The organism is Vulcanococcus limneticus LL (assembly GCF_943369875.1).
Lineage (GTDB): Bacteria > Cyanobacteriota > Cyanobacteriia > PCC-6307 > Cyanobiaceae > Vulcanococcus > Vulcanococcus limneticus_A.
In genome coordinates this window covers 24,191-50,630 of the sequence record NZ_CALROT020000011.1, presented here as the reverse complement: position 1 = coordinate 50,630, position 26,440 = coordinate 24,191, and the positions used below count along the sequence as shown (strand labels likewise).

General features: G+C 71.8%; 25 protein-coding genes, 1 tRNA gene and 1 other RNA gene. 14 read left to right on the top strand and 13 right to left on the bottom strand.

What is annotated here, in order from left to right; genetic code table 11:
• Nucleotides 1-9: 9 nt before the first annotated feature.
• On the bottom strand, nt 10-552 hold the full coding sequence (rimM, locus tag ACLV7J_RS12585; RefSeq protein ID WP_411869420.1) for a ribosome maturation factor RimM: 543 nt from the start codon (nt 550-552) through the stop codon (nt 10-12).
• Nucleotides 553-673: 121 nt separating this feature from the next.
• On the opposite strand from rimM, the gene ACLV7J_RS12580 reads away from it, so the two are divergent.
• Nucleotides 674-856 (top strand): NAD(P)H dehydrogenase subunit NdhS, encoded by a 183-nt coding sequence (locus ACLV7J_RS12580; RefSeq protein WP_411869419.1) that lies wholly within the window; start codon nt 674-676, stop codon nt 854-856.
• On the opposite strand, the gene ACLV7J_RS12575 is transcribed toward ACLV7J_RS12580, so the two are convergent.
• Entirely contained in the window at nt 834-1,559 is a 726-nt protein-coding gene (locus ACLV7J_RS12575) for a ribonuclease III family protein (protein WP_411869418.1), read from the bottom strand. The genes ACLV7J_RS12580 and ACLV7J_RS12575 overlap by 23 nt on opposite strands.
• 69 nt (nt 1,560-1,628) lie before the next feature.
• An RNA gene (gene rnpB, locus ACLV7J_RS12570) (RNase P RNA component class A) lies at nt 1,629-2,031 on the bottom strand.
• A gap of 59 nt (nt 2,032-2,090) precedes the next feature.
• On the opposite strand from rnpB, the gene ACLV7J_RS12565 reads away from it, so the two are divergent.
• Nucleotides 2,091-2,164 (top strand) — tRNA-Arg (locus ACLV7J_RS12565).
• Nucleotides 2,165-2,963: 799 nt separating this feature from the next.
• A complete protein-coding gene (locus tag ACLV7J_RS12560) occupies nt 2,964-3,401 on the top strand; it encodes an Hsp20/alpha crystallin family protein (protein ID WP_411869417.1) in 438 nt (145 codons plus the stop codon).
• A 562-nt stretch (nt 3,402-3,963) separates the two neighbouring features.
• Here ACLV7J_RS12560 and ACLV7J_RS12555 read toward each other — a convergent pair.
• From ACLV7J_RS12555 to ACLV7J_RS12545, 3 genes are all read right to left on the bottom strand, one after another.
• A complete protein-coding gene (locus tag ACLV7J_RS12555) occupies nt 3,964-4,647 on the bottom strand; it encodes a cupin domain-containing protein (RefSeq protein WP_411869416.1) in 684 nt (227 codons plus the stop codon).
• A gap of 101 nt (nt 4,648-4,748) precedes the next feature.
• Complete coding sequence (locus ACLV7J_RS12550; protein ID WP_411869415.1) at nt 4,749-5,177, bottom strand: NUDIX hydrolase; 429 nt, start codon at nt 5,175-5,177, stop codon at nt 4,749-4,751.
• Nucleotides 5,178-5,186: 9 nt separating this feature from the next.
• Nucleotides 5,187-5,429 (bottom strand): hypothetical protein, encoded by a 243-nt coding sequence (locus ACLV7J_RS12545; protein ID WP_411869414.1) that lies wholly within the window; start codon nt 5,427-5,429, stop codon nt 5,187-5,189.
• 269 nt (nt 5,430-5,698) lie between these two features.
• On the opposite strand from ACLV7J_RS12545, the gene ACLV7J_RS12540 reads away from it, so the two are divergent.
• Nucleotides 5,699-5,989, top strand: coding sequence for a hypothetical protein (locus ACLV7J_RS12540; RefSeq protein ID WP_411869413.1), 291 nt, complete (start codon nt 5,699-5,701; stop codon nt 5,987-5,989).
• Nucleotides 5,990-6,054: 65 nt separating this feature from the next.
• Nucleotides 6,055-6,528, top strand: a complete 474-nt coding sequence (locus ACLV7J_RS12535; RefSeq protein WP_411869412.1) for a hypothetical protein — start codon at nt 6,055-6,057, stop codon at nt 6,526-6,528.
• A gap of 4 nt (nt 6,529-6,532) precedes the next feature.
• Here the strand turns inward: ACLV7J_RS12535 and ACLV7J_RS12530 are convergent, their stop codons facing one another.
• Genes ACLV7J_RS12530 through ACLV7J_RS12520 form a run of 3 tightly spaced genes read right to left on the bottom strand, consistent with a single transcriptional unit; the run spans nt 6,533 to nt 12,673 of the window.
• Nucleotides 6,533-7,693: an acetate/propionate family kinase gene (locus ACLV7J_RS12530; RefSeq protein WP_411869411.1), complete on the bottom strand. Its 1,161-nt coding sequence runs from the start codon at nt 7,691-7,693 to the stop codon at nt 6,533-6,535.
• A 4-nt stretch (nt 7,694-7,697) separates the two neighbouring features.
• A complete protein-coding gene (locus ACLV7J_RS12525; protein WP_411869410.1) occupies nt 7,698-10,220 on the bottom strand; it encodes a glycogen/starch/alpha-glucan phosphorylase in 2,523 nt (840 codons plus the stop codon).
• Nucleotides 10,217-12,673 carry a phosphoketolase gene (locus ACLV7J_RS12520; RefSeq protein WP_411869409.1) on the bottom strand — a complete coding sequence of 819 codons (2,457 nt, stop codon included), beginning with the start codon at nt 12,671-12,673 and terminating at the stop codon, nt 10,217-10,219. The genes ACLV7J_RS12525 and ACLV7J_RS12520 overlap by 4 nt, the downstream gene beginning before the upstream one ends.
• Nucleotides 12,674-12,767: 94 nt before the next feature.
• On the opposite strand from ACLV7J_RS12520, the gene ACLV7J_RS12515 reads away from it, so the two are divergent.
• Nucleotides 12,768-14,135, top strand: coding sequence for a cation:proton antiporter (locus ACLV7J_RS12515; RefSeq protein ID WP_411869408.1), 1,368 nt, complete (start codon nt 12,768-12,770; stop codon nt 14,133-14,135).
• Nucleotides 14,104-14,655 carry a methyltransferase family protein gene (locus ACLV7J_RS12510; RefSeq protein ID WP_411869407.1) on the top strand — a complete coding sequence of 184 codons (552 nt, stop codon included), beginning with the start codon at nt 14,104-14,106 and terminating at the stop codon, nt 14,653-14,655. Before ACLV7J_RS12515 ends, ACLV7J_RS12510 begins: the two co-directional genes overlap by 32 nt.
• Before the next feature lie 35 nt (nt 14,656-14,690).
• Here the strand turns inward: ACLV7J_RS12510 and ACLV7J_RS12505 are convergent, their stop codons facing one another.
• Entirely contained in the window at nt 14,691-14,987 is a 297-nt protein-coding gene (locus tag ACLV7J_RS12505; RefSeq protein WP_411869406.1) for a hypothetical protein, read from the bottom strand.
• A 133-nt stretch (nt 14,988-15,120) separates the two neighbouring features.
• On the opposite strand from ACLV7J_RS12505, the gene ACLV7J_RS12500 reads away from it, so the two are divergent.
• Together ACLV7J_RS12500 and ACLV7J_RS12495 are read left to right on the top strand one after the other, a co-directional pair.
• On the top strand, nt 15,121-16,029 hold the full coding sequence (locus tag ACLV7J_RS12500) for an alpha/beta fold hydrolase (RefSeq protein WP_411869405.1): 909 nt from the start codon (nt 15,121-15,123) through the stop codon (nt 16,027-16,029).
• Between the two features lie 2 nt (nt 16,030-16,031).
• Nucleotides 16,032-16,934 (top strand): galactose mutarotase, encoded by a 903-nt coding sequence (locus tag ACLV7J_RS12495; protein WP_411869404.1) that lies wholly within the window; start codon nt 16,032-16,034, stop codon nt 16,932-16,934.
• A 43-nt stretch (nt 16,935-16,977) separates the two neighbouring features.
• Here the strand turns inward: ACLV7J_RS12495 and ACLV7J_RS12490 are convergent, their stop codons facing one another.
• The gene (locus tag ACLV7J_RS12490) at nt 16,978-18,213 is read right to left on the bottom strand and encodes an FAD-binding oxidoreductase (RefSeq protein WP_411869403.1); all 1,236 of its coding nucleotides are present in this window, start codon (nt 18,211-18,213) and stop codon (nt 16,978-16,980) included.
• Between the two features lie 17 nt (nt 18,214-18,230).
• On the opposite strand from ACLV7J_RS12490, the gene ACLV7J_RS12485 reads away from it, so the two are divergent.
• Complete coding sequence (locus tag ACLV7J_RS12485; protein ID WP_411869402.1) at nt 18,231-19,778, top strand: four-carbon acid sugar kinase family protein; 1,548 nt, start codon at nt 18,231-18,233, stop codon at nt 19,776-19,778.
• On the opposite strand, the gene ACLV7J_RS12480 is transcribed toward ACLV7J_RS12485, so the two are convergent.
• Both ACLV7J_RS12480 and ACLV7J_RS12475 read right to left on the bottom strand, forming a co-directional pair.
• Complete coding sequence (locus ACLV7J_RS12480) at nt 19,758-21,176, bottom strand: (Fe-S)-binding protein (protein WP_411869401.1); 1,419 nt, start codon at nt 21,174-21,176, stop codon at nt 19,758-19,760. The two genes, ACLV7J_RS12485 and ACLV7J_RS12480, sit on opposite strands and share 21 nt — an antisense overlap.
• The gene (locus tag ACLV7J_RS12475) at nt 21,177-22,622 is read right to left on the bottom strand and encodes an NADP-dependent isocitrate dehydrogenase (protein ID WP_411869400.1); all 1,446 of its coding nucleotides are present in this window, start codon (nt 22,620-22,622) and stop codon (nt 21,177-21,179) included.
• Nucleotides 22,623-22,807: 185 nt separating this feature from the next.
• Between ACLV7J_RS12475 and ACLV7J_RS12470 the strand changes: the two genes are divergently transcribed.
• The 4 genes from ACLV7J_RS12470 (at nt 22,808) to ACLV7J_RS12455 (ending at nt 26,429) form a co-directional block, all read left to right on the top strand.
• Nucleotides 22,808-23,269, top strand: a complete 462-nt coding sequence (locus tag ACLV7J_RS12470; protein ID WP_411869399.1) for a hypothetical protein — start codon at nt 22,808-22,810, stop codon at nt 23,267-23,269.
• A gap of 90 nt (nt 23,270-23,359) precedes the next feature.
• Nucleotides 23,360-24,079, top strand: a complete 720-nt coding sequence (locus tag ACLV7J_RS12465) for a heme oxygenase (biliverdin-producing) (RefSeq protein WP_411869398.1) — start codon at nt 23,360-23,362, stop codon at nt 24,077-24,079.
• Nucleotides 24,080-24,180: 101 nt separating this feature from the next.
• The gene (locus ACLV7J_RS12460) at nt 24,181-25,221 is read left to right on the top strand and encodes a glycosyltransferase (protein ID WP_411869397.1); all 1,041 of its coding nucleotides are present in this window, start codon (nt 24,181-24,183) and stop codon (nt 25,219-25,221) included.
• On the top strand, nt 25,221-26,429 hold the full coding sequence (locus ACLV7J_RS12455) for a hypothetical protein (RefSeq protein ID WP_411869396.1): 1,209 nt from the start codon (nt 25,221-25,223) through the stop codon (nt 26,427-26,429). Before ACLV7J_RS12460 ends, ACLV7J_RS12455 begins: the two co-directional genes overlap by 1 nt.
• The last annotated feature ends 11 nt before the right edge of the window (nt 26,430-26,440 follow it).

Here is a 26,440-nt window from a genome sequence, read left to right as displayed (position 1 = left end):
CGTCAGGTTTCAGCCCTCGGCCAGCTCCAGCAGGCCCGGCGGCGGCGTCAGCGACAGCCAGCCCTCCGCCAGCTCCACCCGCGGCACGATCGCCTCCACGAAGGGGATCAGCAGCCGGCGCCCACCCTCGCTCAGCTCCACCTCCAGCAGGTCGTTGCCGGCGTGGATCAGGTCGCTGACCCGGCCGATCACCGCGCCATCGGCCGCCAGCCGCACCTCCAGGCCCACCAGATCCAGCAGGTGGAACTCGCCCTTGGCCAGCTTGGGCCGGTCGGCGGCGGGCACCAGCAGATCGCGGCCCACCAGGGCCTCGGCGGCGCTGCGGTCGTCCACGCCCGCGAAGCGCACCACGTAGAGCTCCCGGCCCGGCAGCTGGCGGCCCGCCAGCAGCTCCAGCGGCTGGGGTGGCTCGCCGCGGCGCTGCAGCCAGCGGCGGCCGGGGCGGGTGAAGCGCTCCGGGAAGTCGCTCATCGGGTTGATCCGCAGTTCGCCCTTGAGGCCCTGCACCCCCACGACCCGGCCCACCACCAGCAGCTCCTGCTCCGGCGCCATCGGCTCCGCTGCCGGCGCGCTCCCGGGCGTTGCAGCGGGGGTTGCCTCCGTCTTTGCGTCCGTCATCCGGCCCATCTGCGTGCCCTGTGGCTCGATAATGGCCCCACGACTGGGCCCACCCATGGCTGACACCCTGCCGATCCTGCCCGGCTCCACCGTGGTGGTGCGCGACGGCCGCTCGATCTACGACGGCTACCGCGGCTTCGTGCAGCGGATCAGCGGCACCCGCGCCGCCGTGCTGTTCGAGGGCGGCAACTGGGACAAGCTCGTGACCCTGCCGCTCAAGACCCTCGAGCAGGTCTGAGCCGCTCCAGGGCCTGCCGCGCCGCCTCCTGTTCCGCGACCCGGCGTGAGCGGCCCCAGCCCTCCCCCAGCGGCTCCTCCCCCAGGCGCACCACGCAGTGGAACCGGCGCGGATCGGCGTGGATCGTGCTGATCTCCGTGCTGCGGTAGTCCGGCAGGCCGCGCCGCTGCCCCTGGCTCCACTCCTGCAGCGCCGACTTCCAGTTGTGGCGGTCCGGGTCGGCCTCCAGCTCGGCCGCCGCCGCCCGCCAGTGGGGGGTGAGCCACTGGAGCACCGGCTCCAGCCGCCCGCCCCAGATCCGATACAGGGCGCCCACCACCGCCTCACAGGCCTCGGCCCGCAGGGTGGCGCGGCCGGCCTGGTCGCCCGCGGCCATCGGCCCGATCCGCAGGGCCGCCTCCACGCCGCAGCGCTCGCCCAGTTCGCCCAGCCAGCGGTCGCTCACCAGCTGGGCCCGCAGCGCCGAGCTCTGGCCCACGCCCAGCTGGGGCTGCTCCCGCTCCAGGAACTCCGTTGCCGCCAGCCGCAGCACCGCGTCGCCCAGGAACTCCAGCCGCTCGTGGTCGATCGCCAGCCCGGCGGAGGTGTGGGTGAGGGCCGCATCCAGGGGGGCCAGGTCGGCGCCGGCCGGCGGGCTCAGGCCCAGGCCCGCCAGGAAGGCCTGCAGCTGGGCGGGGCGATCGGGGGCCTGGGCGCTGGACATGGACGGCGGAATCGGGCCGGCCGGATCGGACCGGGACAGCGGGCCGACGGCAGCGGCGGCCGGAGAAAGGGGTGAAAGCAGGACGTAAGCCGGGTTCTGTTCACCGCCGGCAAGCCGGCGGGGGTGGTCATCTGTCTGGGACCGCCGTTACCGGCGGCCTCGAGCGGCGCACGTGAAGCGGGACGGGTGTCATGGCCAACCGTTGTCCCTGGGCCTTGCTCCCAGCCGGGGTTTACCGAGCCAGCACCTCTCGATGCTGCTGGTGCGCTCTTACCGCACCCTTGCACCCTTGCCTGTGCTCCCGGGGGAGCCATCGGCGGTGTGTTTCTGTGGCACTCTCCTCACGGTCACCCGCACTGGGCGTTACCCAGCAAGCCTGGCCATTGGGGAGCCCGGACTTTCCTCAACCGGGCCCGTATCACCGACCCGAGGGCCGGGACGCAGCCCGATCGCGACCACCTCGCCTGCTTTCGGGCTCCATCATGCCCCTGCGGGCGACGCGCATAATGCGGTGGCGGGCTCCGCCCGTGGGGGGCTGTAGCTCAGCCGGATAGAGCGACGGTTTCCTAAACCGTAGGTCGTGGGTTCGAGTCCCGCCAGCCCCGTTCTCCAGGACCCGAGTCGCTGCCTGGCTGTTCAGGGACGCCCAGGGTGGACGACGGGTTCGCCTGCTGCCCCCGCCAGAGCCGCGCCCCAAGGGCAATCCGCAGGCGGCCCTGGCCCCCCGCGCCGGGCGGCGTGATCGCTCCCCCCCACAGGAAGGCGCCCCAGGTCGGGGCGCCTTGGCACCGGTTGCGGATCATCGCCTTGGCATCTGGGGCTCAATCCGATCGGGTGTCGGGGATTCACACTGAGCCTGTCTTGGGCCTGGCAGGGAAGGACGGGGATCACGTCTCCGCAAAGAGATGCTCGGGGCTTGACCTTTGCGGCTGTGATCTCGGCCCGGGTTATGCAGCCCGGGATTGCAACAGGCGGGACATAGAACTGGCGTCTGTCTCACTTCAGCGGCGGGATCGCGCTCGCACGGCGCGATCGGGTTCACGGTTGCTGGGACGCATCCTGGGCGCACCTCCGTTTTGCACACCGGCTCGGGTGATCCCTGGCCGGACTCTTGTGGAGGGCGGGGCCCGGGTTGGCTACCGGCTCCCCCCTCAACCTCAAGATACGTCTGTGTTCCGGCTCTGGTGGCGGTCTGAAGGTCCTGTTCCCGTACTCCGCGGTGTCACGCTCGGGACGCCTTGGATCGGTTGTCCCCGCCGTGGGGTGGGGCCTGCCGTACCTCGGTGGTGAGGGCCGAATCGGCAGGTTCGGCTGCCCGGATTCGATGAGCTGAAGAAGGCGGCGACAGTGTCTGCAACGGGGGCGACTGACGATCCCCTCGACACAATCCCTGCGATTCCAGCCATGCTGACCCTGCGTTCTTCCGCACCCTTCGATCTGTTCGATCGCCTGGAGCAGCAGCTCAGCCAGCAGCTCAGCCAGCCGTTGCAGACCGCTGAGCGTGTGCCCGCTGCCGAGGTGCACGACACCCCCGAGGCCTATGAACTGCTGCTCGAGCTGCCTGGCGTCGACAAGGCGGCCATCGCGGTGAAGGCCACCGATCGCACCCTGGTGATCAGCGCAGAGCGCCGCAGCCACCGCGAGCCTTCCGCTGAGGGTGAGGCCACGGTCAAGGCGCCGCTGCTGAGCGAGTTCCGCTACGGAACCTGGAGCCGCAGCTTCCGCTTCCCCCAGGCCATCGACCGCGACCGGCTGCAGGCCACCTACCGCGATGGTCTGCTGCGGGTGACGGCCCCCAAGGCCAACACCGTCACCTCCGTGACGGTGCAGGTGGAGGGCTGAGGCTGATCCCGTCAGGTGCTGGCGCCGGCGCGCCGCGGTCCTGCTGCCGCGGCGCCGCCGCCCACCCACTGCCCGCTGTGAAGCCCCTTCATGAAGAGCCGTTGCCCCCGGTGACGAGCGGTGTCGTCCTGGTGCGGGGCCGTTGCCTCCGGCGGCGCGCCGGACGATGGTGATGGCAACGGGATTCGGAGGCTCCGCTGATGGACGACACCCCCCCTGAGCACCAGCCAGGAGTGCGCTGACGATCCGGCCCCTGCTCCAACACTCTCGACGGATCTCTGACGTTCCTGGCGTGTCAAGCCAGTCGCCGTCCACTGCACCGCTCCAGGTGCCCCGGACCCAACGGAACGTCCCGATTGACACCTGGCCCCAGGTGCCAGCGCCGGCAGCTCCGACCACAACTGAAGACACCCTGATCTGACGATCAACCGACCGCGCAGCTGCGCCCGACCCCCTTGGGAAGGCACCACGGCTGAGCAGACAAATGCCCGGGGCCAACGCTCCGGGCTTTGTTGTGGCGGTCGGCGTTGTGGCGATCGGCCGGGGTGGGGCGGAGCCTCTCTCAGTCTGCTGAGCCGTCGGGCCCAAGGGTCACCGGCAGGTGGCCGGTCTTGACCCAGATCGTGCAGCCTGCCTCGCTCCAGGGGCGGTGGCTGCTGCCGGGTGGATTGCGCAGCCAGCTGCCGGTGGGGTAGCTGCCGTGCTCGTCCTGGAACACGCCAGCGAGCACCACGATCTCCTCCCCGCCGGGATGGCCGTGGGGCTGAAACACGGTGCCCGGCGCCCAGCGCACCAGGGCCACGTGCTCGGAGCCGAAGGCGTGCAACGGCAGGACCGACAGCCCCGGCACCAGGCCAGGAACCCAGGCCGCCCGGTGGGTGTCGATCACCAGGCGCTGCTGATCGGCCGGGTGCATCTGCTGCAGCTTGACCAGGATCGTGCAGCCCTCGGCACTGAACGGGGCGTGGCTGGAGCCGACCGGATTGCGCAGGTAGGTGCCGGCGGGATAGTCGCCCGTCTCGTCGGAGAAGGTGCCCTCCAGCACCAGGATCTCCTCGCCGCCGCCGTGGGCGTGGCGCTCAAAGCGGCTCCCGGGCGCGTAGCGCACGATCGAGGTGGCGCGGGCCACTTCACCGCCGCGGCGATCGAGCAGGCGCCGCTCCACCCCGGCCATGGGCGAGGGCAGCCAGGGCAGGCTGGCGGTATCGAGCACGGCCCGTTGGCCCAGATCGGCGTGGAGCTCCATGGACCCGATTCTGGTCCGCCGGCGGTGGGCCCCACGCCTGCGGGGCACGGCCTTGGCGGCGTTGTTTTCGCCCAGGGACCTGGCCGCCCAGAGCTCTGCTGTCAGGACCCGTCGGCTGGCCGGAGCAGCTGCTGCATCACCTGCGCCAGCCCATCGGCCAGCGGACGCGGGCTGGCGAGACGGGCGCTCCAGATCGTTCCGGAGAGCAGCTCCTCGCTGGACACCAGCGCCATGTCCTGGCCCTCCAGCAGCTGCAGCTGCTCCAGCGGCACCGACAGCTCGGCGCGAAAGACGTGGGCCGTGCGCCGATGCAGGCGCTGCTCCATGGCGTAGTGCAGCAACCGGGGCTGCCAGCCGATCTCCTCCAGCAGCTCACGGCGGACGGCCTGCTCCGGGGTTTCGCCGGGCTCCAGGTGGCCGCCGAACAGTCCCCAGCAGCCCGGCGCCACGATGCCGGGGATCTCATCGCGCAGCTGCAGCAGCCAGCGGCCCTCGCGCTGCAGCATCGCCAGGGCGACTTCAACGGCCATGGCACCCGATCAGGCCGTCGCCATGCGGCGCTGCTGCAGGGCGTAGAGCCCGGCGGCCCCGGCCAGCAGGCCGAGGGCGCCGCCCGCCGCCAGAACCAGCAGGGTCTGCAGCAGCAACAGCACGATCCCGAGGGCCGAGAACGCCGTGATGCGCACCTTCGCCTTGATCAGCAGGGTGAGCAACAGCACCACCGTGGCCTTCAACGCCAGCACCCTGGCCGCACCGAAGGGACACAAGGGGTTCAGAACCATCCCGACACCGCACCAGTTCACCCCATGCTGCTGCCCCCACCCCTCCACCGCGCCCCTCCACCGCGCCCCTCTACAGCGCCCCTCACCCATACCCCCACCCACCCCCACGCCCGCCACCGGCGGGTCGTGGCGCAGCGGCGATCCCGCCCCCCGGGCGGCGCGCCGCGAAGCCCGACCCGCCGGTGGCGCACCCCCGTAGCAACCACTACCTCTGGTGCCCTTCCCAATCCAGGCACCGCCGCTAGCGTGGCCCCAACCGTCATGACGCCATGGCTCAGCTGCACGATCTGCGCCTGCGGCTGCTGGTGCAACAGGAGAGCGAGCGCATCGCCGACAGCCAGCCGGACGAGCTCGATCTCTCGGTGGTGCAGGCCCGCTGCCTCTGCTGGCTGGCCCTGCTGGCCGAGGCCCATGAGGACCAGGCCACCGACGCCGAGCGCCGTGGCGACGTGGAGCAGGCCATGGGCTGGTTCGCCGATTCGATGCGGCTGCGGGACGTGATCCAGGTGGTGAGTTCGATTGAAATTCCCCTGCCCGCCACGGGCGATTCGCCGCTCTGAAGGCGCTCCAGGGCAGGTCCATCGCCCTGGTGCCATGATGGGAGTGACTCAGTGAAGGGACTGCGGTGCCGGAAGAGCCCTGCCAATGCCCTGATTGTCAGCGGTTCTACCGGGAACACGACCGCCTGATCCGCGAGAATCCCACCCTGCGTCAACAGCAGGAGCTGAACTGGGCTGCACTGCAGTCGTTCCGCACCCTGGCGGGGCGGGTGCTTGAGGAACTGCAGAAGATCCACGGCGACTGTGACGGCCCGGCACCTGCGGCGGCGACCCCCGGCGCCGTCGCCGGCGGCCCCAACGACGCGGCGGACCAGGACGCCATCCAGCAGGCCATGGGCGATCTGGAGAACATCAACGCCCACCTGTTCTCGATCGAGGCCCTGATGGAGCGCATCTTCGATGTGCGCGTGCCGGAGGAGGTGGAGCAGAAGTTCCGCGAGCTGGCCGGTGAGCTGGCTCCCGATCCCCTCAACGCCGATCGCCTGCGCCTGAACCGTCTGCTGCACCAGACGCCCGACCTGCCCGACCACCGGGGCTGAAGCCCTAGGCCGGCGTGCCTTGCCGCTGGACACTCCGCGGCTGGCTTGACGCCGTCAGGCAGAGCCGCGCCACCATCCCCTCCTCATCGGCGGGGACCGTCAGGAGCGTGAAGGGGGGCAGCCAGACCAGGGCCGCCCGGAGTTCTTCGGCCAGCAGCGCGTCGTTGGCGCCGATGCCGCCGCTGAGGGCGATCACATCCACGCCCCCCAGGCTGGCGGCCATGGCGCCGATGCCCTTGAGCAGGCTGTGGCGGAACACGGCCAGGGCCAGCTGGGCGCCGCCATGGCCGCTGCCGGCGGCGTCGCGCAGCTCACGCCAGTCGCCGCTGAGGCCCGAGAGGCCCCGCAGGCCGCTCTCGCGGGTGAGTTGCTGATCGAGCTCGGCCAGCGGCAGCCCCTCGCGCAGCAGCTGCAGCAGCAGCCCCGGATCCACGGAGCCGCTGCGGCTGGCCATCACCAGCCCCTCCAGTGGTGTGAAGCCCATGGTGGTGTCGAGGCTGCGGCCGCCGTGGATGGCCGCCAGGGAGCAGCCGGCCCCCAGGTGACAGCTGATCAGCCGCAGCTCCCCGGCCGGTCGCTGGTCCGGGCCCTGACCACTGGCCTGCAGGCGGGCCACGGTCTCGGCCACGTGCTGGTGGTTCAGGCCGTGGAAGCCGAGGCGGCGCAGGCCGCGGCGGCGCCAGGATTCCGGGATGGCATAGGTGTAGGCCTCGGGGGCGAGGCTGGCGTGGAAGCCCGTGTCGAAGCAGGCCCACTGGGGCAACGACGGCCGTGCCGCCTGCAGCCAGAGGATCGCCTCCAGGGCCGGGCCGTTGTGCAGGGGCGCCAGGGGCACCAGGGCCCGCAGCTGGGCCAGCACGGCCGCATCGATGGCGGTGGGGCGGGTGAGCGTCTCGCCGCCGTGGACCACGCGGTGGCCCGCCAGCCGGATGTGCGGCCACCAGGGCTGCAGCTGGGGCAGCAGCCACTGCTCCAGCACCTGGGCCAGCGGTTCGCCCCGCAGCTCCCGCTCGCCAGTCCAGGGGCGGGCGCTGGGATCCCCGCCTTTTGGTCCCCCCTCGAGCCCGGCCTGATGGTGCCCGGCCTCCGCCCCGGCGGCCACCAGGGCCGCCTTGACGCTGGAGCTGCCCACGTTGAGCACCAGCACCAGCTCGGGGGGCGCCATGGCCTCAGGGCACGTCGCAGGTGATCGTGATCGGGAAGGGCTCGGCTCGCCAGATCCGTTCGGCGTACTCGCGGATCGAGCGATCCGAGGAGAAGAAGCCGGTGCGGGCCGCGTTCAGCAGCGAGATCCGGTTCCACTCTTCCCGATCAGCCCAGAGGCGGTTCACGTCATCCTGGGCCCGCAGGTAGTCGCTGAAGTCCGCCAGCACGAAGTAGGGATCGCGGCCGGTGAGGTTCTGCAGCAGCGGCCTGAACAGGTCGCCGTCGCCGTTGCTGAAGTGGCCCTGCTCCACCAGCTTGAGCACCTCGGAGAGTTCCGGGATCGAGCTGATCAGCTCCCAGGGCCGGTAGCCCTCGGTATGGAGGGCGCTGATCTCGGATTCGGTCTTGCCGAACAGGAAGAAGTTCTCCGCCCCCACCTGCTCGCGGATCTCCACGTTGGCGCCATCGAGGGTGCCGATGGTGAGGGCCCCGTTCATGGCGAACTTCATGTTGCCGGTGCCGGAGGCCTCCAGGCCGGCGGTGGAGATCTGCTCGGAGAGATCGGAGGCGGGGTACACCCGCTCCCCCAGCTTCACGTTGTAGTCCTGCAGGAACACCACCCGCAGGCGGCCGTCCATGTCGGGGTCGGCATTCACCGTTTCGGCGATGCCATTGAGGAAGCGGATGATCAGCTTGGCCATGTAGTAGCCCGGCGCCGCCTTGCCGCCGAAGATCACCGTGCGGGGTGCCAGGCCATCGGCCTGGCCGTTCTTGATGCGCAGGTACTGGGCGATCACCTGCAGGGCATTGAGGTGCTGGCGCTTGTATTCGTGGATCCGCTTGACCTGCACGTCGAACAGGGAGGAGGGATCCACCAGCAGGCCGCTCTGGCGCTGGATGTAGTGGGCCAGCGTGCGCTTGCAGGCGAGTTTGGTCTGGCCCCAGCGCTCCAGGAAGCCGCTGTCGTTCTGGAACTGCTCCAGGGCCCGCAGCTCGTCGAGGTTGCGCACCCAGCCCTCGCCGATGCTCTCATTGAGCAGCTGGTGTAGGGGCGGGTTGGAGAGCGCCAGCCAGCGCCGGGGGGTCACGCCGTTGGTGACGTTGGTGAACTTGTCGGGCCAGAGGGCGGCGAATTCGGGGAAGAGCTTGGTGCGCACCAGCTCGCTGTGCAGGGCCGCCACGCCGTTGACATGGTGGGCCGCCACCGTGGCCAGGTTGGCCATCCGCACCGCCTTGCCGCCCTCCTCGTCGATGATCGACACCCGGCGCAGCACCTCCTCGTTGCCGGGGTACTTGAGCCGCACGGTCTGCAGGAAGCGGCGGTTGATCTCGTAGATCAGCTCCAGGTGCCGCGGCAGCAGCGAGCCGAACAGCCCCAGGCCCCACTTCTCCAGGGCCTCCGGCAGCAGGGTGTGGTTGGTGTAGGCCACCGAGCGGCTGGTGATGTCCCAGGCGGTGTCCCAGTCCAGGTGCTTGTCGTCGATCAGCAGCCGCATCAGTTCGGCCACCGCGATCGCCGGGTGGGTGTCGTTGAGCTGCACCGCCCAGTGGTCGGGGAACTCCGTCACCGGCAGGCCGCGGTGCTCCAGATTGCGCAGCATGTCCTGCAGGGAGCAGCTCACGAAGAAGTGCTGCTGCTTGAGCCGCAGCCGCCGACCCTCGTCGGTGCCGTCGTTGGGATAGAGCACCTTGGAGAGGGTCTCCGAGCCCACCTTCTCCTCCACGGCGCCGTAGTAGTCGCCGATGTTGAAGGCGTAGAAGTCGAAGGATTCGCTGGCGTCGGCGCGCCATAGGCGCAGCCGGTTGCAGGTGTTGACGCGGTAGCCGAGCACCGGCACGTCGTGGGGTACACCGATGGCGTGCTCCTCGGGGATCCAGCGCACCCGGTAGTGGCCGTGCTCGTCGCGGTAGCTCTCGGTGCGGCCGCCGAAGCCCACGAAGCAGGCCAGATCCGGATGGGGCAGCTCCCAGGGCCAGCCGCCCTTGAGCCACTTGTCCGTGATCTCCACCTGCCAGCCGTCGCGGATCAGCTGGTCGAAGATGCCGAACTCATAGCGGATGCCGTAGCCGGTGGCGGGGATCTCCAGCGAGGCCAGCGACTCCATGAAGCAGGCCGCCAGGCGGCCCAGGCCGCCGTTGCCGAGGCCCGGCTCCTCCTCCACCTCGAGGATCTCCTCCAGGTGGTCGATGCCGAAGCGGCGCAGGGCCTCCGTGGCGGCCTCCTGGATGCCCAGCATCAGCAGGTTGTTGCCCAGCTGGGGACCGATCAGGAACTCGGCCGAGAGGTAGGCCACCACGCGGGTGGGGGTGGCGCGGATCGCCTCGATGCCCGCCAGGTAGCGGGTCATCAGCCGGTCGCGCACGGCGTGGCTGAGGGCCAGGTAGAGGTCGTGGCGGGAGGCGGTGGGGGCGAGTTTGCCGAGCGTGTAAAAGAGGTGCTCGGTCATGCCGTCGAACACGTCGTCGGCCTCGAGGCCGCTCCGGTCCGGGTCTGCGTAGCAGCCCGGGGTGGGCAGTTGCAGCTGGCGGGGGGCGATGTCGCTCATGCTCCGGTCTCCTGGGGGGCTGTGCTGGGGGCGCTCCAGCGCCACTCGGTGATGTCGGGGGCGTCCATGCCGTGCTCGTGGGCATAGGCGCGGTTGGCGAGAATCGCCTCTTTCATGCGTTCCTTCACGTGGGCGGCGCGGGATCCCAGGCCGGGTACGCGATCAATCACGTCGATCACCAGATTGAAGCGGTCGATCTGGTTGTTCATCGCCAGCTCCAGTGGCGTGTTGATGTTGCCTTTCTCCTTGTAGCCGCGCACGTGGAAGTTGGCGTGGTTGGTGCGGCGGTAGGTGAGGCGGTGGATCAGCCAGGGGTAGCCGTGGAAGTTGAAGATCACGGGCCGGTTGGTGGTGAACAGGGTGTCGAAGTCGCGGTGGCTGAGGCCATGGGGATGTTCACTGGGGTCGGTGAGGGCGAACAGCTTCACCACGTTCAGAACGCGGATGCGCAGCCTGGGGATCTCACGCCGCAGGATCTCCACGGCGGCCAGGGTCTCCTTGGTGGGGATGTCACCGGCGCAGGCCATCACCACATCCGGTTCATCGGGTTCATGGCCGATGTGGTCGTTGCTGGCCCAGCTCCACAGGCCGATGCCCTTGGCCACATGGGCGCGGGCCTGCTCCAGAGTGAGGTACTGCAGGTGCTTCTGCTTGTCGCTCACGATGATGTTGCAGACGTTGGTCTCCACCAGCGCCTGCTCCGCCACCGCCAGCAGCGAGTTGGCATCGGCCGGCAGATACACCCGTACCACCTCGCCGCTCTTGTTGCCCGCCAGGTCGATGAAGCCGGGGTCCTGGTGGGTGAAGCCGTTGTGGTCCTGCCGCCACACTGTGGAGCTGATCAGGCAGTTCCAGGGACCGATCGGAGCCCGCCAGGGGGCGTGGTGAATGCAGCTCTCCAGCCACTTGGCGTGCTGGTTGAACATCGAGGCGATCACATGGGCGAAGGCCTCGTAGGTGTGGAAGAAGCCGTAGCGGCCGGTGAGCAGATAGCCCTCCATCATTCCCACCAGGGTGTGCTCGCTGAGCATCTCCACCACCCGGCCCTCGCGGGCCAGCTCGCTGCCGCCCAGGTCCTCCGGAAGAAAGTCCTCCATCCACACCTTCTTGCTCACCGCGTAGATCGCCTGCAGGCGGTTGGAGGCCGTTTCATCGGGGCCGAACACCCGCAGGGAATCGGGGTTGCCGCCGATGGCGTCGCGCAGCAGGGCCCCCAGGGGGGCGGTGTTCTCGTGCTCCACCTCGCCGGGGGCCGGCACCGCCACGGCGTAGGCCGTGCTGGGGGGCAGGTGCAGCTTGCGGCGCAGCAGACCGCCGTTGGCGTGGGGATTGGAGCCCATGCGCCGGTTCCCCACGGGCGAGAGGGCCTGCAGCTCGGGCTGCAGGCGGCCGGTGGCATCAAACAGCTCCCAGGGGCGGTAGCTCTTCAGCCAGCTCTCCAGCTGCTGCAGCTGGGCCGGATCGTGGCGGGGGTTGGGCAGCGGCACCTGGTGGCTGCGCCAGAAGCCCTCCAGCTTCTGGCCGTTGAGCTCGGCGGGGCCGGTCCAGCCCTTGGGGGAGCGCAGCACGATCATCGGCCAGGCCGGCCGCACCGCCTCGCCGCTGGCGCGGGTCTCGGCGCGCACCTGCTGGATGCGGCCGATGGCGGTGTCCATGGCCTCGGCCATGGCCCGGTGCATGGCCGCGGGCTCGTGGCCCTCCACGAACAGGGGGTCCCAGCCGTAGCCGCGCAGCAGGCTCGCCAGCTCGTCCCGGGGGATGCGGGCCAGCAGGGTGGGGTTGGCGATCTTGTAGCCGTTGAGGTGCAGCACCGGCAGCACCGCCCCGTCGTGCACCGGGTTGAGGAACTTGTTGATGTGCCAGCTGGTGGCCAGGGGCCCGGTCTCCGCCTCGCCGTCGCCGACGCAGGCCAGGGCGATCAGGTCGGGGTTGTCGAACACCGCCCCGCAGGCGTGGGAGAGCACGTAGCCCAGTTCACCCCCCTCGTGGATTGAGCCGGGGGTTTCCGGGGTGCAGTGGCTGCCGATGTGGCCGGGGAAGGAGAACTGCTTGAAGAAGCGCCCCATGCCCACCGCGTCCTGGGACTTGTCGGGATAGATCTCGCTGTAGGAGCCATCCAGGTAGGTGGGGGCCAGCACCCCCGGGGCGCCGTGGCCAGGCCCGGACAGGTAGATCATGTCCAGGTCGTGGTGGCGGATCACCCGGTTGGCGTGGGCCCAGATGAACGCCTGGCCCGGACTGGAGCCCCAGTGGCCCAGCAGCCGGTTCTTGATGTGCTCGGGCCGCAGCGGTTCAGCCAGCAGCGGGTTGTCGCGCAGGTAGATCATCCCCACCGCCAGGTAGTTGGCGGCCCGCCACCAGGCATCGGTCAGCGCCAGCTCCTGCTCCAGGTCCACACCGGCGATCCGGACGCTGCCGGGGGCGAGGCCTGCTGCCGACTGGGTGGCGGTCATGACGGACGGGTCCGATCGTGCCCGGACCGTAGCCGTGCTCACCGGTCCGAGGCCCCAGACCCCAGACTCTCGTGGTGAATTGCCCACGCCCGCGATGAGCCTGCCGCCATATCTGCTGCAGGTCGGCCTGGAGGCCAGTGCCCACCAGCTTGAGGTGGCCGACACGCTGATCGGGGTCGGCCGCTTCGTGGTGATCTTCGTGGCGGCCAGGCTGCTGGCCGAACTGCTGGTGCGGCTGCAGCTGCCCACGATCCTGGGGGAGCTGGTGGCCGGGGTGCTGATCGGCGTCTCGGGCCTGCACCTGATCGTGCCGCCCGAGACCCAGGCCGCCGTCAGCGGCGCGGCGCTGGAGCTGGTGGGCTCCCTGGCGGATCTGCCGGCCGCCAGCGTCCGCGACATCTACGTGGAGAGCTTCCCCAGCCTGGAGGCGGTGGCGAACCTGGGCCTCTACGCCCTGCTGTTCCTCACCGGCCTGGAGAGCGAGCTCGATGAGCTCGTGGCGGTGGGGGGCCAGGCCACCACGGTGGCGGTGGCGGGGGTGGCCCTGCCCTTTGCCCTGGGCACCCTCGGCCTGATGCTCCTGTTCCACGTGGATCCGATCCCGGCGATCTTCGCCGGCGCCTCGATGACGGCCACCAGCATCGGCATCACCGCCAGCGTGTTCGGCGAGCTGAAGATGCTGCGCTCGCGCGAGGGTCAGATCGTGATCGGCGCCGCCGTGCTCGACGACATCCTCGGCATCGTGATCCTGGCGGTGGTGGTGAGCCTGGCGGGCGGCGGCAGCCTGGAGCTGGGGCCGATCCTCAAGCTGGTGACCGCGGCGCTGGTGTTCGTGGTGGCGGCCATCGGCCTGAGCCGCACCGCTGCCCCCGCCTTCGACGCCCTGATCGATCGGCTCAAGGCCCCCGGCGAGGTGATCGTGGCCTCGTTCGTGGTGCTCTCGCTCAGCTGCTTCGCCGCCACCGCCATCGGCCTGGAGGCGGCGCTGGGGGCCTTTGCCGCCGGCCTGATCCTCAGCACCTCCAAGCACACCCACGCCATCCAGGAGTCGGTGAAGCCGGTGGTGGCCCTGTTCGCCACGATCTTCTTCGTGCTGATCGGCACCGGCATGGACCTCTCGGTGCTCGATCCCACCAATCCGGCCAACCGTCCCGGCCTGGTGATCGCCGCCTTCCTGCTGGTGGTGGCGATCGCCGGCAAGGTGGCGGCCGGCTGGGCCTTCCTCTCCAAGCAGCCCACCAACCGGCTGGTGGTGGGGCTGGGGATGATGCCCCGCGGCGAGGTGGGCCTGATCTTCCTGGGGCTCGGCACCCAGGCCAGGCTGCTCAGTCCGCCCCTGGAGGCCGCCATCCTGCTGATGGTGATCGGCACCACCTTCCTGGCCCCGCTGCTGCTCAGACTGGTGCTGGCCGGAAAGGATGGAGATCCCGATGCCGACGCCCTCGCCGAAATCCCCACCTGACTCACCCCTGGCGGGCTGGGGCCTCAGCTGGGGAGGCTGGCTCGACAACCGCCGCGGCGAGTGGTGGCTGCTGGCCCAGCTGCTGCTGATCGCCGCCCACCTGCTGCCGGCCTGGCCGCCGCCGGGGGCCTGGGGCTACGCCTGGCCCCTGCCACTGGCCGCCGCCGGGGTTCTGCTGTTGGTGCTGGGGCTGGTGCTGGCGGCCCTGGCCTTCGGCGGGCTGGGGTCCAGCCTCACGCCCCTGCCCGATCCCAAGCCCGGCGCCGCCCTGGTGACGAGCGGTCCCTACCGCCGCTGCCGCCATCCCCTCTATCAGGCGGTGCTGCTCTGCTCCCTGGGGGTGACCCTGGCCCTGGGCAGCCTGCTGCACCTGGCCCTGCTGCTGGCGCTGGTAGGGGTGCTGGGCGGCAAGGCGCGGCGGGAGGAGCGGCAGCTGCTGCTCTGCCATCCCGACTACCCGGCCTACCGGGCGGTGACGCCGGCGATTGTTCCCGGCCTGCCCTGGCTCGACTGGCGCTGAGCAGCCGGGGCTCAGCCCCGGGAACCGGGAAGGGGTCAGGGCTCGCCGCGCAGGCTGGCCAGGCCCCAGAACAGGCCGTAGAGGGCGGCCATCACCCCGAGGCTGGTGCCCCAGCCGGGCCCCAGGGCCCAGCCCAGCCCCAGGTTGGTGAGGGCGCCCACCCCAAGGGCCAGCGCCAGGCTGGCCAGCACCAGCAGGGCCTGTTGCATCCCCTCCTCCAGGGGACCCTCCGCCAGCACCTGCTCCAGGCGGGTGAGCGGTGCGCTGAGGGGCACGTAGAGGGCCAGGGCCCAGAGGGCCGTTCCGGGGAGCAGCAGCGTCCAGTCGGGCACGGGCCAGGGGGCGGGATGGGCTCCCTAGCATCGACCACCCTGCCCCCACCCGGTGACCAGCCCCGCCGCCGCCGCCCCCGTCGAGCCGCCCGTTGCTGCGCCAGGAGGGGAGCGAGCCGACGGGACCCCCGCGATGCCGGAGGGACCGTGGCGGTTCCAGGGGCACCGGGTGCACTGCCTCAGCCGCCGGCCCGAGCGGCCCGTGGGGCCGGCGATTCTGCTGGTGCACGGCTTCGGTGCCTCCACCGACCACTGGCGCTTCAACATCCCTGCCCTGGCCGAGCGCCACGAGGTGCATGCCATCGACCTGCTGGGCTTCGGCCGCAGTGCCAAGCCCGAGGGCCCCAGCTATGGCGGTGCCCTCTGGCGCGACCAGCTGGCGGCCTACGTGACCGAGCGCATCGGCCGCCCCACGGTGCTGGTGGGCAACTCCCTCGGCGGCTATGCGGCCCTGGCGGCCGGGGCCGCTCTCGGGGAGCAGGCGGCCGGCGTGGCGCTGCTCAACGCCGCCGGCCCCTTCTCCGATGAACAGGCCGAGCCCCGGGGCTGGGGCGCCATCGCCCGCCGCACCATCGGCAGCGCCCTGCTCAAGAGCCCGGTGCTGCAGCGGCTGCTGTTCGAGAACCTGCGCCGCCCCGCCAGCGTGCGCCGCACCCTGCGGCAGGTCTACATCGACAAGACCAACGTCGACGACGCCCTGGTGGAGTCGATCCTGCGGCCCTCGCGCGATCCCGGCGCCTTCGGCGTGTTCCGGACGGTGTTCGACATTCCCCGCGGCCAGCCCCTCGATGAGCTGTTCGCCCAGCTGCAGGCGCCGCTGCTGCTGCTCTGGGGGATCCGCGACCCCTGGATCAATGCCGCCGGCCGTCGCGGCGCCTTCCAGCGCCACGCCCCGGAATGCACCACCGAGGTGGTGCTGGAGGCCGGCCACTGCCCCCACGACGAGGTGCCGGAGCAGGTGAACCGGGCGATGCTGGAGTGGCTGGCGGGCCTGCCCGGTGGCGGATCCGAGCCCTCCCTCCCGCAGCCCACCCGCCCCTAGCCATGCCGCTGACTCAGCGCACCGATCCCTATCCCCACTGGGAGTTCTCCGCGCCGTGGGGCGATCGGCTGCGGATCGTGCCCGAGCGGGGCGGCCTGGTGACGGGCTGGCAGTGCGGGGGGCGCGAGCGCCTCTATTTCGATGCCGAGCGCTTCGCCGATCCGGCCGCCTCGGTGCGGGGCGGCATCCCGGTGCTGTTTCCCATCTGCGGGAACCTGCCCGGCGATCGGCTGGAGCTGTCCCAGGGGGCGTTCCTGCTGCGGCAGCACGGCTTTGCGCGGGATCTGCCCTGGCAGCTGGAGCTGCTGGAGCCAGGAGCCGCCGGGGAGGCGGCCGGCATCCGACTGCGTCTGGAGGACAGCCCAGCGACCCGCGCCAGCTTTCCCTTCGCCTTCCGGCTGGACCTGGAGCTGCGGCTGGAACCCGGTGCCCTGGCGATCACGGCACGGATCAGCCACCGGGAAGGGCCGGCGCCGGCTGACGGAATCACCACGCCGGCGACGGCCATGCCCTTCAGCTTCGGGCTGCATCCCTACCTGGCGGTGAGTGCCCTTGAGGCGGTGGAGCTGGAGGGGCTGCCCGACACCTGCTTCGACCACCACCCCATGGCGCCGGCGGCCACGGCCACCCAGCTGGAGCGGCTCGTCCAGGGGGTGGATCTGCTCAGCGCGCCCAGCGGCCCGGTGCGGCTGTGGGATCGCGGGGCGGGCTCTGGCCTGGAACTGCAGACCACGGCCCCCTTCGACCTGGTGGTGGTCTGGACGGATCCGCCCCGGCCGATGCTCTGCCTGGAGCCCTGGACCGCGCCCCGGGGGTCCCTGGCAACGGGCGAGCGGCGCCTGGAGCTGGCGCCCGGTGCCAGCCAGGAGCTGCACTGCCGCTACCGGGTGCTCGACGACGCCTGAGCCTCGGCCGCGGCGGCCCCGCAACCGGTGCTGGTGGCTCCGCTCAGCTGGCCTGCACCCCCGGCAGCCGGCCGCGGGCCAGCTGCTGCAGCGGGTCGAACTGGCGCTTCACGGCCTCGATCAGGGGGCGCGAGGGGGCGTCCTCCCAGGCCGGCAGGCCCGCGCTGGCGGGCTGCTCCAACAGCGTGAGCTGGCCGCCCAGGGCCCGGCAGCGGCGGCGCAGCGCCTCCACCTTGTAGGTCGGCAGCTGGCTCGCCTCCGCCCAGGCCAGGCCGAGGCCGCTGCCGGCCGCCAGGCTGAGCCGCAGGTCCGCCAGCAGGGGATCCGCCAGCAGCGCCGCGGCCTCGGCGGGCAGGACGCCCAGCCGCAGCAGCCAGCGTCCACTCCCGGGGCCAGCGGCGCGGCTCGTCGGGCCGGGGCTGCTGCCCTGATCGGGGCCCAGGGCGACGGCCCGCAGGGCCTCCAGGCGCTCCGGATCCAGTTCCTGGCGCCGCAGGCCGGCGGCCTCGGCCTCGGCGCCGATGGCCGCCAGCTGGTCGGCGATGGCCTCGCCGCTGACGCTGGCCAGCCCCAGCAGCAGCCCCGGCAGGGGCGGCTGGCCGGCGGCCTCGGCCAGGGGGGCACTCCACCAGTCGAGCAGTTCCGGGCCGAGGGCGGCCGCCAGCAGGCGGCGGCGCAGCGGCTCCAGCTGCTGCGGCTCCCCTTGCAGCAGCAGGCCGCGGCGCTGGGGCGGCAGCGGCATGGTGCGCAGGGTCAGCTCGGTGATCAGGGCCAGGGAGCCCCAGCTGCCGGTGAGCAGCCGCATCAGGTCGTAGCCGGCCACGTTCTTCACCACCTTGCCGCCGGCCCGGGCCGCGGTGCCATCGGCGCGCAGCAGGCCGATGCCGATCAGCTGGTCGCGCACGCCCAGGTGCCGCTGGCGCAGGCCGCCGGCCATGCCCCGCGCCACCAGGCCCCCCACCGTGCCGGCCCCCAGGCCATCGGCGCCGCTGCCCCAGGGCCAGTCGAGGGCCAGCCACTGGCGCTGCTCCGCCAGGGCCTGCTGCAGGTGCTGCAGCGGCAGTCCGGCCTCCACGGTCACGGTGAAGTCGCCGGCGGCGTGCTCCAGGACCCGGTTCAGCCGGGCGGTGCTCACCACGGTGGGCCGCTCCTCGCCCACACCAGGCTGCACCGGCGGGCCCCAGTGCAGCCGTGTGCCCTGCCCGGCGGGCAGCCAGGGGGCGGCCTGGCGGTGGAGCTCCCGCACCAGGTCCGGCAGCGCGTGGGGCTCGGGTGTCATCACGGCACGATGGTGCCATGGCAGTGCAGAGCAGCGGCGCCGGGGCGCCGGGGACCCCGGCTTGGGGTGGGACGCCGCCGGGGACGGACCCACGGTTCAAGACGGATCCCCGGCTCAAGATCGTCGTGCTCGACGACGACCCCACCGGCTCCCAGACGCTGCACAGCTGCCCGCTGCTGCTGCGCTGGGATCCGGCCAGCCTGCGCCGGGGCCTGGCCCATCCCTCCCCGCTGCTGTTCCTGCTGGCCAACACCCGCGCCCTCGCCCCGGCCGCGGCGGCCGAACGGGTGCGCGCGATCTGCCGGGCCCTGCGGCCGGCCCTTGCGGAGGCCCAGGCGGCGGGGGAGCTCGACCACTGGTTGGTGGTGAGCCGGGGCGATTCCACCCTGCGCAGCCACTTCCCGCTGGAGGTGGAGGTGATCGCCGCGGAGCTCGGCCCCTTCGAGGCCACCCTGCTGGTGCCGGCCTTCCTGCCGGGCGGGCGCACCACCGTGGGCGGTGAGCACCGCCTGCATGGCGAGCCGGTGCACACCACCGCCTTCGCCCGCGACCGGCTGTTCGGCTACGGCACCAGCTATCTGCCGGCCTGGGTGGAGGAGAAGAGCGGTGGCCGGATCCCGGCGGCGGCGGTGCAGCGGATCGACCGGGCGGAGCTGGAGGCGGCGGCGGCGGATCGGGCGGCCGGCGGCGAGGGCTACCGGCGGCTGCGGGAGCGGCTGGCGGAGCTGCAGGGGAATGCCTGCGTGGCGGTGGATGGGGAGCGGCCGCAGCAGCTGGCGGCCCTGGGAGCCGTGGTGCGGGAGCTCACGGCTCCATCCGGGGGCGGGACTGGGGGGCGGCCGCGGCGGTTCCTGTTCCAATCCGCCGCCAGCCTGCTGAACGGCCTGGCGGACCTGCCGCCCCAGCCCCTCGATGCCGCGGGCCTGGCGGCCCTGCGGCGCCGGGATGCCGCCGGCCAGCCGCTGCCGGGGCTGGTGCTGGTGGGCTCCCACGTGCCCCTGGCCGATGCCCAGCTGGAGACGCTGCTGGCGGAACCGGGCTGCGGCGGGGTGGAGATCGCGGTGGCCACGGTGCAGCGGCTGCTGGAGGGCCCCCTGCCCGATCGGCTGCTGGCCTCCCTGGAGGCCGCCTGGCTGGAGCAGCTGCGGACCCACCTGGCGGCGGGACGCACGCCGGTGCTGTTCACCAGCCGCGGCGAACGGCCCAGCCGCAGTGCCGCCGAGGGCCGGGCCCTGGGGCTGGCGCTGGCGGGGCTGATGGCGCGGATCGGCGCCGCCCTGGCCCCCCGGCTGGGCTACCTGATCAGCAAGGGCGGCACCACCAGCCAGACCCTGCTGGCCGACGGTCTGGAGCTGGCGGCGCTGCAGCTGGAGGGCCAGCTGCTGGCGGGGCTGTCGCTGGTGCGGCCGGCGCAGGCGGGCGGGATCCCCGGCATTGAGGGGCTGCCGATCCTCACCTTCCCGGGCAACCTCGGCGATGCCGGCACCCTGGCGCTGGCCTGGCGCTGGATGGAGACCGGGGCTGCCGGGCCCGCGACGGGTGGTTCACTCAGCCGGGGGCGTTGACGGGCTGAGGGGCGCGCCACGGAAGCTGCGATCCAGCAGCTGGATCGGGTGCAGCACCGGCAGGGGCCGCGGGATCTCCTCCAGGTGGCGGCGGATCTGCAGGGTGCAGCCGATGTTGGCGCTCACGGCCAGGTCGGCGCCGCTGCCGGCCAGGTCGGCGGCCTTGAGGCGCCCCAGCTCGGCGGCCTCCTCCGGCTGCACCAGGTTGTAGATGCCGGCGCTGCCGCAGCAGACCCCCGCCTCCACCGCCTCGCGCAGCTGCACGTGGGGGATCCGGCGCAGCAGCGCCCGCGGCTGCTCCTGGAGGCCCTGGCCATGCAGCATGTGGCAGGCGTCGTGGAACACGAGCCGCAGGGGCCGCTCCGCCGTTGCGGGGGTGCCGTCGGGGTGCGGCAGCGGCCCCAGGCCGGCCTCGAAGGCCTCGCTCAGGCCCCGACGCGCCAGGAACTCCTGGATGTCGGCCACCTGGTGGGCGAAGGCGGAGCCACGGGCGGCCCAGGCCGGCTCGGTGGCCAGGATCGCGTCGAGCTGCTTGAGGGTGTGGCCGCAGCCGGAGGCCGCCACCAATACGGCCTCCAGGGGCTCGGGTCCCGCCGGTTTGCCAGGGCCAACCACGGATTCGAAGCTGTCGATCAGGGCGCCGGCCAGCTCGCGGGTCTGCTCCAGCTCGCCCTGGTGGTGGGTCACGGCGCCGCAGCAGCCCTGCTGCGGTGGGATCACCACCTCGATGCCGTTGGCGCTCAGCACCCGCACCGCCGCGGCGTTCACCTCGGGGTCGAACAGGCGCTGCACGCAGCCCAGCACCAGCCCCACCCGGGCCCGGCGTTCACCCTGGGCCGGCACCACCACGGGGAAGCCGTCGCGGAAGGCCTCGGGGGCCAGGGGCGGCAGCAGCCGCTCCATCGCCTCCAGCTGGGGGCCGAGCAGGCGGGTGAGGCCGCTGCGGCGTACCAGGGCCTGCAGGGGCGTGCCGGCGTAGGCGCGCAGGGGGGCCAGCAGGGCCCGCAGGCGCTCGGGATAGGGCAGCAGGGTGAACAGCAGCCGCCGGAAGGCCCGCTGGGCCGGGCTGCGCAGCTCCGGCGCGTTCAGCCTGGGGCGGGTGGCCTCGATCAGCTGGTCGTAGCGCACGCCCGAGGGGCAGGCCGTCACGCAGGCGAGGCAGCCCAGGCAGGAGTCGAAGTGGCTGGCGACGGTGGCATCCAGCTTCAGCTCCCCGGCCTCGATCGCCTTGAGGGCGTGGATGCGCCCCCGGGGCGAATCCATCTCCGTGCCCAGCACCCGATAGCTGGCACAGGTGGGCAGGCAGAAGCCGCAGTGCACGCAGGGATCCAGCGGCGACCCGCCTCCGGCGAAGCTGGCGGCCTCCGCCGCTGCGGCCGTGGCGCCGGCTCGCTCCATTCAGCCCCCGAAGTGGCGCACCACGGCCTCGGCGAAGCCGCTGCAGCTCACCGGCTCCACCGGCGGCTCCATCAGACGGGCCAGGTCGTAGGTCACCTCGCCGTTGGCGATGGCGGCGCTGAGGCCGGCGGTGATCAGGTCGGCCGCTTCCTGCCAGCCCATGAACTCCAGCATCATCACGCCGGAGAGAATCACCGAGCCGGGGTTGATGCGATCGAGGCCCGCATGTTTGGGGGCGGTGCCATGGGTGGCCTCGAAGATGGCGGCGGTGTCGCCGATGTTGGCGCCGGGGGCCATGCCCAGGCCGCCCACCACGGCGGCGGCGGCATCGGAGATGTAGTCGCCGTTGAGGTTGAGGGTGGCCAGGATCGAATAGTCGGCCGGGCGGGTCTGGATCTGCTGGAAGATGCTGTCGGCGATGCGGTCGTCGACCAGCACCATCGCCTTCCACTGGCCGCCGCCGTGGCTGGCGCCGATGGCGTCGATCACGCCCTGCACTTCGGCATCAATGGCCGCCTTCTTTTCGGGGGTGAGGCTGTCGTAGCCGGGTTCGATCAGGCGGGCGTTGGCCTCGATGCTCAGGTTGGGATCCTGTTCGAGGTTGCCGAGGATCCAGCTCTCGCGCTCGGTGATGCACACCTCGCGGAATTCCGTGGTGGCCAGCTCGTAGCCCCAGTCGCGGAAGGCGCCCTCGGTGAACTTCATGATGTTGCCCTTGTGCACGAGCGTCACGTGGCGCTTCTTGCCCTCCAGGCGCAGGGCGTGCTGGATCGCCTTGCGGATGTGGCGCTGGCTGCCGTGCTTGCTCACCGGCTTGATGCCGATGCCGGAGCCGGCCGGGATCTGGCGCTTGCCGAGTTTGCCGTTGGCCGGGATCACCACCTCATTGAGGTGCTGGATCAGCTCCAGGCACACGGGATCGTTGGCCTCCCACTCGATCCCCATGTAGATGTCCTCGGTGTTCTCGCGGTACACGATCACGTCGAGGTCCTGGGGCCGCTTGTGGGGGCTGGGGGTGCCCGCGTAGTAGCGGCAGGGCCGCACGCAGCAGTACAGATCGAAGATCTGGCGCAGGGCCACGTTCAGGGAGCGGATGCCGCCACCTATCGGTGTGGTGAGCGGGCCCTTGATGGCCACGCCGTAGGTGCGGATCGCCTCGAGGGTGTCCTCGGGCAGGTATTGATAGGTGCCGTAGAGGTCGCAGGCCTCATCGCCGGCGTACACCTTGAACCACTCGATCCGGCGCTCGCCGCCGTAGGCCTTGGCCACGGCCGCATCCAGCACCCGCTGGGTGGCGGGCCAGATGTCCACGCCGGTGCCGTCGCCGCGGATGAAGGGAATGATCGGGTCGTTCGGCACCACCGGCTGGCCGTTCTCGAAGCGGATGGCCGTGCCGCTGCTGGGGGCGGTGAGCTTCTCGTAGCTGGCGGTGGGAGTGCTGGCCATCGCAGGCGTCGACCGGGGCGTTGGGGGGTCAGCCGAGCCTATGCGCCGGGCCTGGCCCCAATGGTTTGTGGGGATCAGCGGTGCTGGCGCCGGTGTGCTGGGGCCTGAGCGGCCGGGCCGTTGGCCTGTGTCGGCGGCCGCCCACCTGGGCTGCGCCCGCCGCCCGGCTCCTGCAGGATGGACCCATGAATGCCGCGGATCAGGCCCGATCGCTGGAGCTGGCCCAGGCCATCGCCTCGGTGGTGCGTCTGCTGCGGACCCACTTCCCGGATGCCCGGGCCAACCTCACCCCCTGGCGCGACGATCCGCTCACCCGCGCCTTCGCCGAGCAGGAGAGCCTCGACCTCTCCTTCCACTTCCCGGGCTGGAGTCCGCGCACCCAGTGCCGCTCGTTTCTGGTGCAGCTGCGGCTGGAGCGGGCGCCGGGGACGGATGGCCTGCCGGCCGGACGGCCTCGCCTGCTGGGGGTGCTGATCCGCGGACTCACCTATGAGTCGGAGCGCTGGCGGCTGGCCACCCTGGGCGACTGGCAGCCCTCCGGCTCCCACCTGCCCCAGCCGGCGGTGGTGGAGGCCCTGCAGCAGTTCTGCCGCGAGCTGTTCGACCTGTTCGACGGCCGTGGCGAGCTGGAGGCCAGGGCCGCGTAACCCTTCGCAACCTTGGCGCCGGCGCCGGGAACACGCCGCCTACCTTGATCCGACCGACCGAGCAGCGTTTCCCAACGCCCCCTGCTGATCATGGCCGTCGCCCTTGCTGCCCAACTGCGTGAAGGGACCAAGAAGTCCCACACGATGGCGGAGAACACCGGCTTCGTGAGCTGTTTCCTCAAGGGCGTGGTCGACAAGGCGAGCTACCGCAAGCTCGTGGCCGACCTCTTCTTCGTGTACACGGCCATGGAGGAGGAGATCGGTAAGCTGCGCCAGCAGGGCCATCCCGTGGTGGGGCCGGTGGGCTTCCCCGAGCTGAACCGCCGCGAGACCCTGGAGCAGGATCTCGCCTTCTACTTCGGTGCCGACTGGCGCAGCAGCGTCAAGGCCACGCCGGCGGCTGAGGAGTATGTGGCCCGCATCCACCAGATCGCCAAGGAGGCCCCCGAGCTGCTGGTGGGCCACCACTACACCCGCTACATCGGCGATCTCTCCGGCGGCCAGATCCTCAAGAACATCGCCCAGAAGGCGATGAACCTCGGCGAGCACGACGGCCTGCGCTTCTACGAGTTCGAGGCCATCTCCGACGAGAAGGGCTTCAAGACCAACTACCGCGCCACCCTCGACGCCCTGCCGATCGACCAGGCCATGGCCGACCGCATCGTGGAGGAGGCCAACCATGCCTTCCACCTGAACATGAAGATGTTCCAGGAGCTGGAGGGCAACCTGGTGGCCGCCATCGGCAAGGTGCTCTTCGGCTTCCTCACCCGCCGCCAGCGGGCCGGCAGCACCGAGGTGGTGGCGGCCTGAGCCCCGCTGGGGCCGGCGCCACGGGGCCGGTTGCGGCAGAGTCGCCGCTGGCTGACCTGACCCGCTTGGGCTCCTCTTCGCTCCGCCCGCTGCGTTTTCTCGTGCCCGGCACCGGCAGTCGCTTCCGCGGCGGTGGCCTGCTGGTGGAGCTGCAGACGGCCCGGCTGGCGGCCCAGCTGCGGCCCACCGAGGTAGTGACCTACCGGCAGCGGCAGGCCGAGCATCCCTTCCTCGATGACCTGCTGCGGGCGGAGGGGGCTCCGGGCGAGGCCCTCTGGATCGTGAGCTGGGGGTTCGACGTGCCCGGGCTGCTGCGGCGCCTGCGGGGCCGGCCGGTGGCCTACCACGCCCACAGCAGCGGCTACGGCTTCTCCCTGCCCCCCGGCACCCCGGTGTTGGCGGTGAGTCGCAACACCCTGGGCTACTGGGGCGACCGCAGTCCCCGCAGTCCGCTGGCGCTGGTGCCCAACGCCCTGGAACCGATGTGGCTGGAGCGGGGCGCCAGGCCGGGCAACGCCGCGGCGGCGGCCTCGGCCCCCCGCCGCCCGATCGACGTGCTGGTGCAGCGGCGCAAGAGCAGTGCCTATCTGCTCCAGCAGCTGGTGCCCGCCCTGCAGGCCCGGGGCCTGCGGGTGGAGGTGCAGAGCGGCTGGGTGGAAGATCTCGTGGCCCAGTTCAACAGCGCCACGGTGGTGCTCTACGACTCGGCCGACTACTGGCGCGGCCGTGGCGTGAGCGAGGGCTTCGGCCTGCCGCCCCTGGAGGCCCTGGCCTGCGGCTGCGTGGTGTTCAGCAGCCTCAACCACGCCCTGGCCGACACGCTCGATCCCGGCCTGCTGGGCCACCAGATCGGCGCCGGCAGCCTGGAGGCCGACCTGGAGCGCATCGCCGCCGCCGTGGCGGATCCGGCGGCCTGGCGCGCCGATCCCCAGGCGTTGGCCAGGCTGCTGGAGGGGTGCAGCGAGGCGGCGCTGCTGGAGCGCTGGCGCCGCGCCCTGGCAGACATTGATGCCCACTGGGACCGGCTGGCGGCGGGGGCGCTGCCCCTGACGTCCCCATCGCCCTGGTGCCTGCGCTGGAGCCAGCGGCTGGAGCGAGGGCTCCGCCTCTGGAGCCGGCTCGTCCCTGGTGTCGCCCGGTGATGCTGCTCGCCCTCCTCCCCAGTCAGGCGCCCTTCCGGGTGGATCAGGTGATGGCGGCCCCGGGGCTGATGGCCGGCCTGTTCGGCCTTCAGGTGCTGCTGGCGGGCGTGCTGTCCTGGAGTGGCAGCCGGCGGTCCTGGCGCTGCTGGTGGCTCGCGGCCGCCGCGCTGCTGGGGGTCACGGCCCTGTTCTTTGCCCTGGGCAGCTGGGGCACCAGTGACGTCACCAAGCTGAGCGTCTGGTTTGCTGTGGCTCCCGGCCGGGGCACGGAAGGCGAGCCCTTCTGGCACCTGGTGGGTCCGCTGATCCCCCACCTCCCCTACCGGATGGCGGCGGTGCATGGCCTGGTGGCGGCCGGCTACGGGTTGGCGGCGATCCTGTTGGCGCGCCACTGGCAGCGGCCAGCCTGGGCCGGCTGGTGGTGCCTGTTCCTCACGGCCAGTCCGATGCTGCGGGGATTCCTGCAGAACGGCCAGAGTCGTCAGGCCATGGCCTTGCTGTTGTTGCTGCCCCTGATGCTGCGGGCGGCGCGGCTGGTGCGGTTGCCCTGGGGCCTGGTGGGTGGCGCCACGGCCTGGTCGGCGCTGACCCACACCACCTTCCCCGTCAACCTCCTGTTTGCCCTGCTGCCTGGCCTGGTTAGCCGGGATGGACGGGACCGCGCCGTTGGGGTGCCACGCCGACGCTGGCTGTGGCTGCTGCTGCCGGCCCTGATCGCGGTGCTGCTGATGGCTTGGCTCGGGCCCATGGCCCTGCAGAAGCTCAGCACCTACGCCACCCAGATGAGCTTCTTCAGCCACTACGCCGTGCGCCGCGAGGTGCTGCTGCTACAGGCCGCCATGGCCTTGGCCGTGGTGCTCGCCTGCCGGCAGCGGGGGCTGGGGCCCCGCCAGCTGGTGGCCTGCCCGCGGAGCCGGGTGTTGGGGCTGTTTGCCCTGCTCTATCTGGCCCTGCAGGTCTCCGTGGAGTGGGAGTGGTGGCCCCAGATCACCTTCCGGTTGGCCGACGGGGTGGGGCTGTTCCTGCTGATCAGCTTTCTAGCCTGGCTGCGGCACTACCGCGCCGAGTGGCTGCTGCTGCCGGCCCTGGCCGTCACCCTCATCTACTGGTTCGACGACCGGATCCTTCCGTCCGGGGGGTTTCGCTGCGGCCAGGACGACACGTTCCTCTGCATTCCCGACCGTTGGCCGGGCCTGGTGCGCTATTGAGTGCCGCTGGC

Coding starts and splice junctions, on each gene's coding strand:
- ACLV7J_RS12555 (WP_411869416.1), bottom strand. CDS start 4,647: ATGGAGCTCCACGCCGATCTGGGCCAACGGGCCGTGCTCGATACCGCC.
- rimM (WP_411869420.1), bottom strand. CDS start 552: ATGGCGCCGGAGCAGGAGCTGCTGGTGGTGGGCCGGGTCGTGGGGGTG.
- ACLV7J_RS12465 (WP_411869398.1), top strand. CDS start 23,360: ATGGCCGTCGCCCTTGCTGCCCAACTGCGTGAAGGGACCAAGAAGTCC.
- ACLV7J_RS12480 (WP_411869401.1), bottom strand. CDS start 21,176: ATGGAGCGAGCCGGCGCCACGGCCGCAGCGGCGGAGGCCGCCAGCTTC.
- ACLV7J_RS12500 (WP_411869405.1), top strand. CDS start 15,121: ATGCCGGAGGGACCGTGGCGGTTCCAGGGGCACCGGGTGCACTGCCTC.
- ACLV7J_RS12520 (WP_411869409.1), bottom strand. CDS start 12,673: ATGACCGCCACCCAGTCGGCAGCAGGCCTCGCCCCCGGCAGCGTCCGG.
- ACLV7J_RS12550 (WP_411869415.1), bottom strand. CDS start 5,177: ATGGCCGTTGAAGTCGCCCTGGCGATGCTGCAGCGCGAGGGCCGCTGG.
- ACLV7J_RS12575 (WP_411869418.1), bottom strand. CDS start 1,559: ATGTCCAGCGCCCAGGCCCCCGATCGCCCCGCCCAGCTGCAGGCCTTC.
- ACLV7J_RS12470 (WP_411869399.1), top strand. CDS start 22,808: ATGAATGCCGCGGATCAGGCCCGATCGCTGGAGCTGGCCCAGGCCATC.
- ACLV7J_RS12475 (WP_411869400.1), bottom strand. CDS start 22,622: ATGGCCAGCACTCCCACCGCCAGCTACGAGAAGCTCACCGCCCCCAGC.
- ACLV7J_RS12525 (WP_411869410.1), bottom strand. CDS start 10,220: ATGAGCGACATCGCCCCCCGCCAGCTGCAACTGCCCACCCCGGGCTGC.
- ACLV7J_RS12490 (WP_411869403.1), bottom strand. CDS start 18,213: ATGACACCCGAGCCCCACGCGCTGCCGGACCTGGTGCGGGAGCTCCAC.
- ACLV7J_RS12530 (WP_411869411.1), bottom strand. CDS start 7,693: ATGGCGCCCCCCGAGCTGGTGCTGGTGCTCAACGTGGGCAGCTCCAGC.
- ACLV7J_RS12580 (WP_411869419.1), top strand. CDS start 674: ATGGCTGACACCCTGCCGATCCTGCCCGGCTCCACCGTGGTGGTGCGC.
- ACLV7J_RS12455 (WP_411869396.1), top strand. CDS start 25,221: ATGCTGCTCGCCCTCCTCCCCAGTCAGGCGCCCTTCCGGGTGGATCAG.
- ACLV7J_RS12510 (WP_411869407.1), top strand. CDS start 14,104: ATGCCGACGCCCTCGCCGAAATCCCCACCTGACTCACCCCTGGCGGGC.
- ACLV7J_RS12495 (WP_411869404.1), top strand. CDS start 16,032: ATGCCGCTGACTCAGCGCACCGATCCCTATCCCCACTGGGAGTTCTCC.
- ACLV7J_RS12560 (WP_411869417.1), top strand. CDS start 2,964: ATGCTGACCCTGCGTTCTTCCGCACCCTTCGATCTGTTCGATCGCCTG.
- ACLV7J_RS12485 (WP_411869402.1), top strand. CDS start 18,231: ATGGCAGTGCAGAGCAGCGGCGCCGGGGCGCCGGGGACCCCGGCTTGG.
- ACLV7J_RS12545 (WP_411869414.1), bottom strand. CDS start 5,429: ATGGTTCTGAACCCCTTGTGTCCCTTCGGTGCGGCCAGGGTGCTGGCG.
- ACLV7J_RS12540 (WP_411869413.1), top strand. CDS start 5,699: ATGGCTCAGCTGCACGATCTGCGCCTGCGGCTGCTGGTGCAACAGGAG.
- ACLV7J_RS12515 (WP_411869408.1), top strand. CDS start 12,768: ATGAGCCTGCCGCCATATCTGCTGCAGGTCGGCCTGGAGGCCAGTGCC.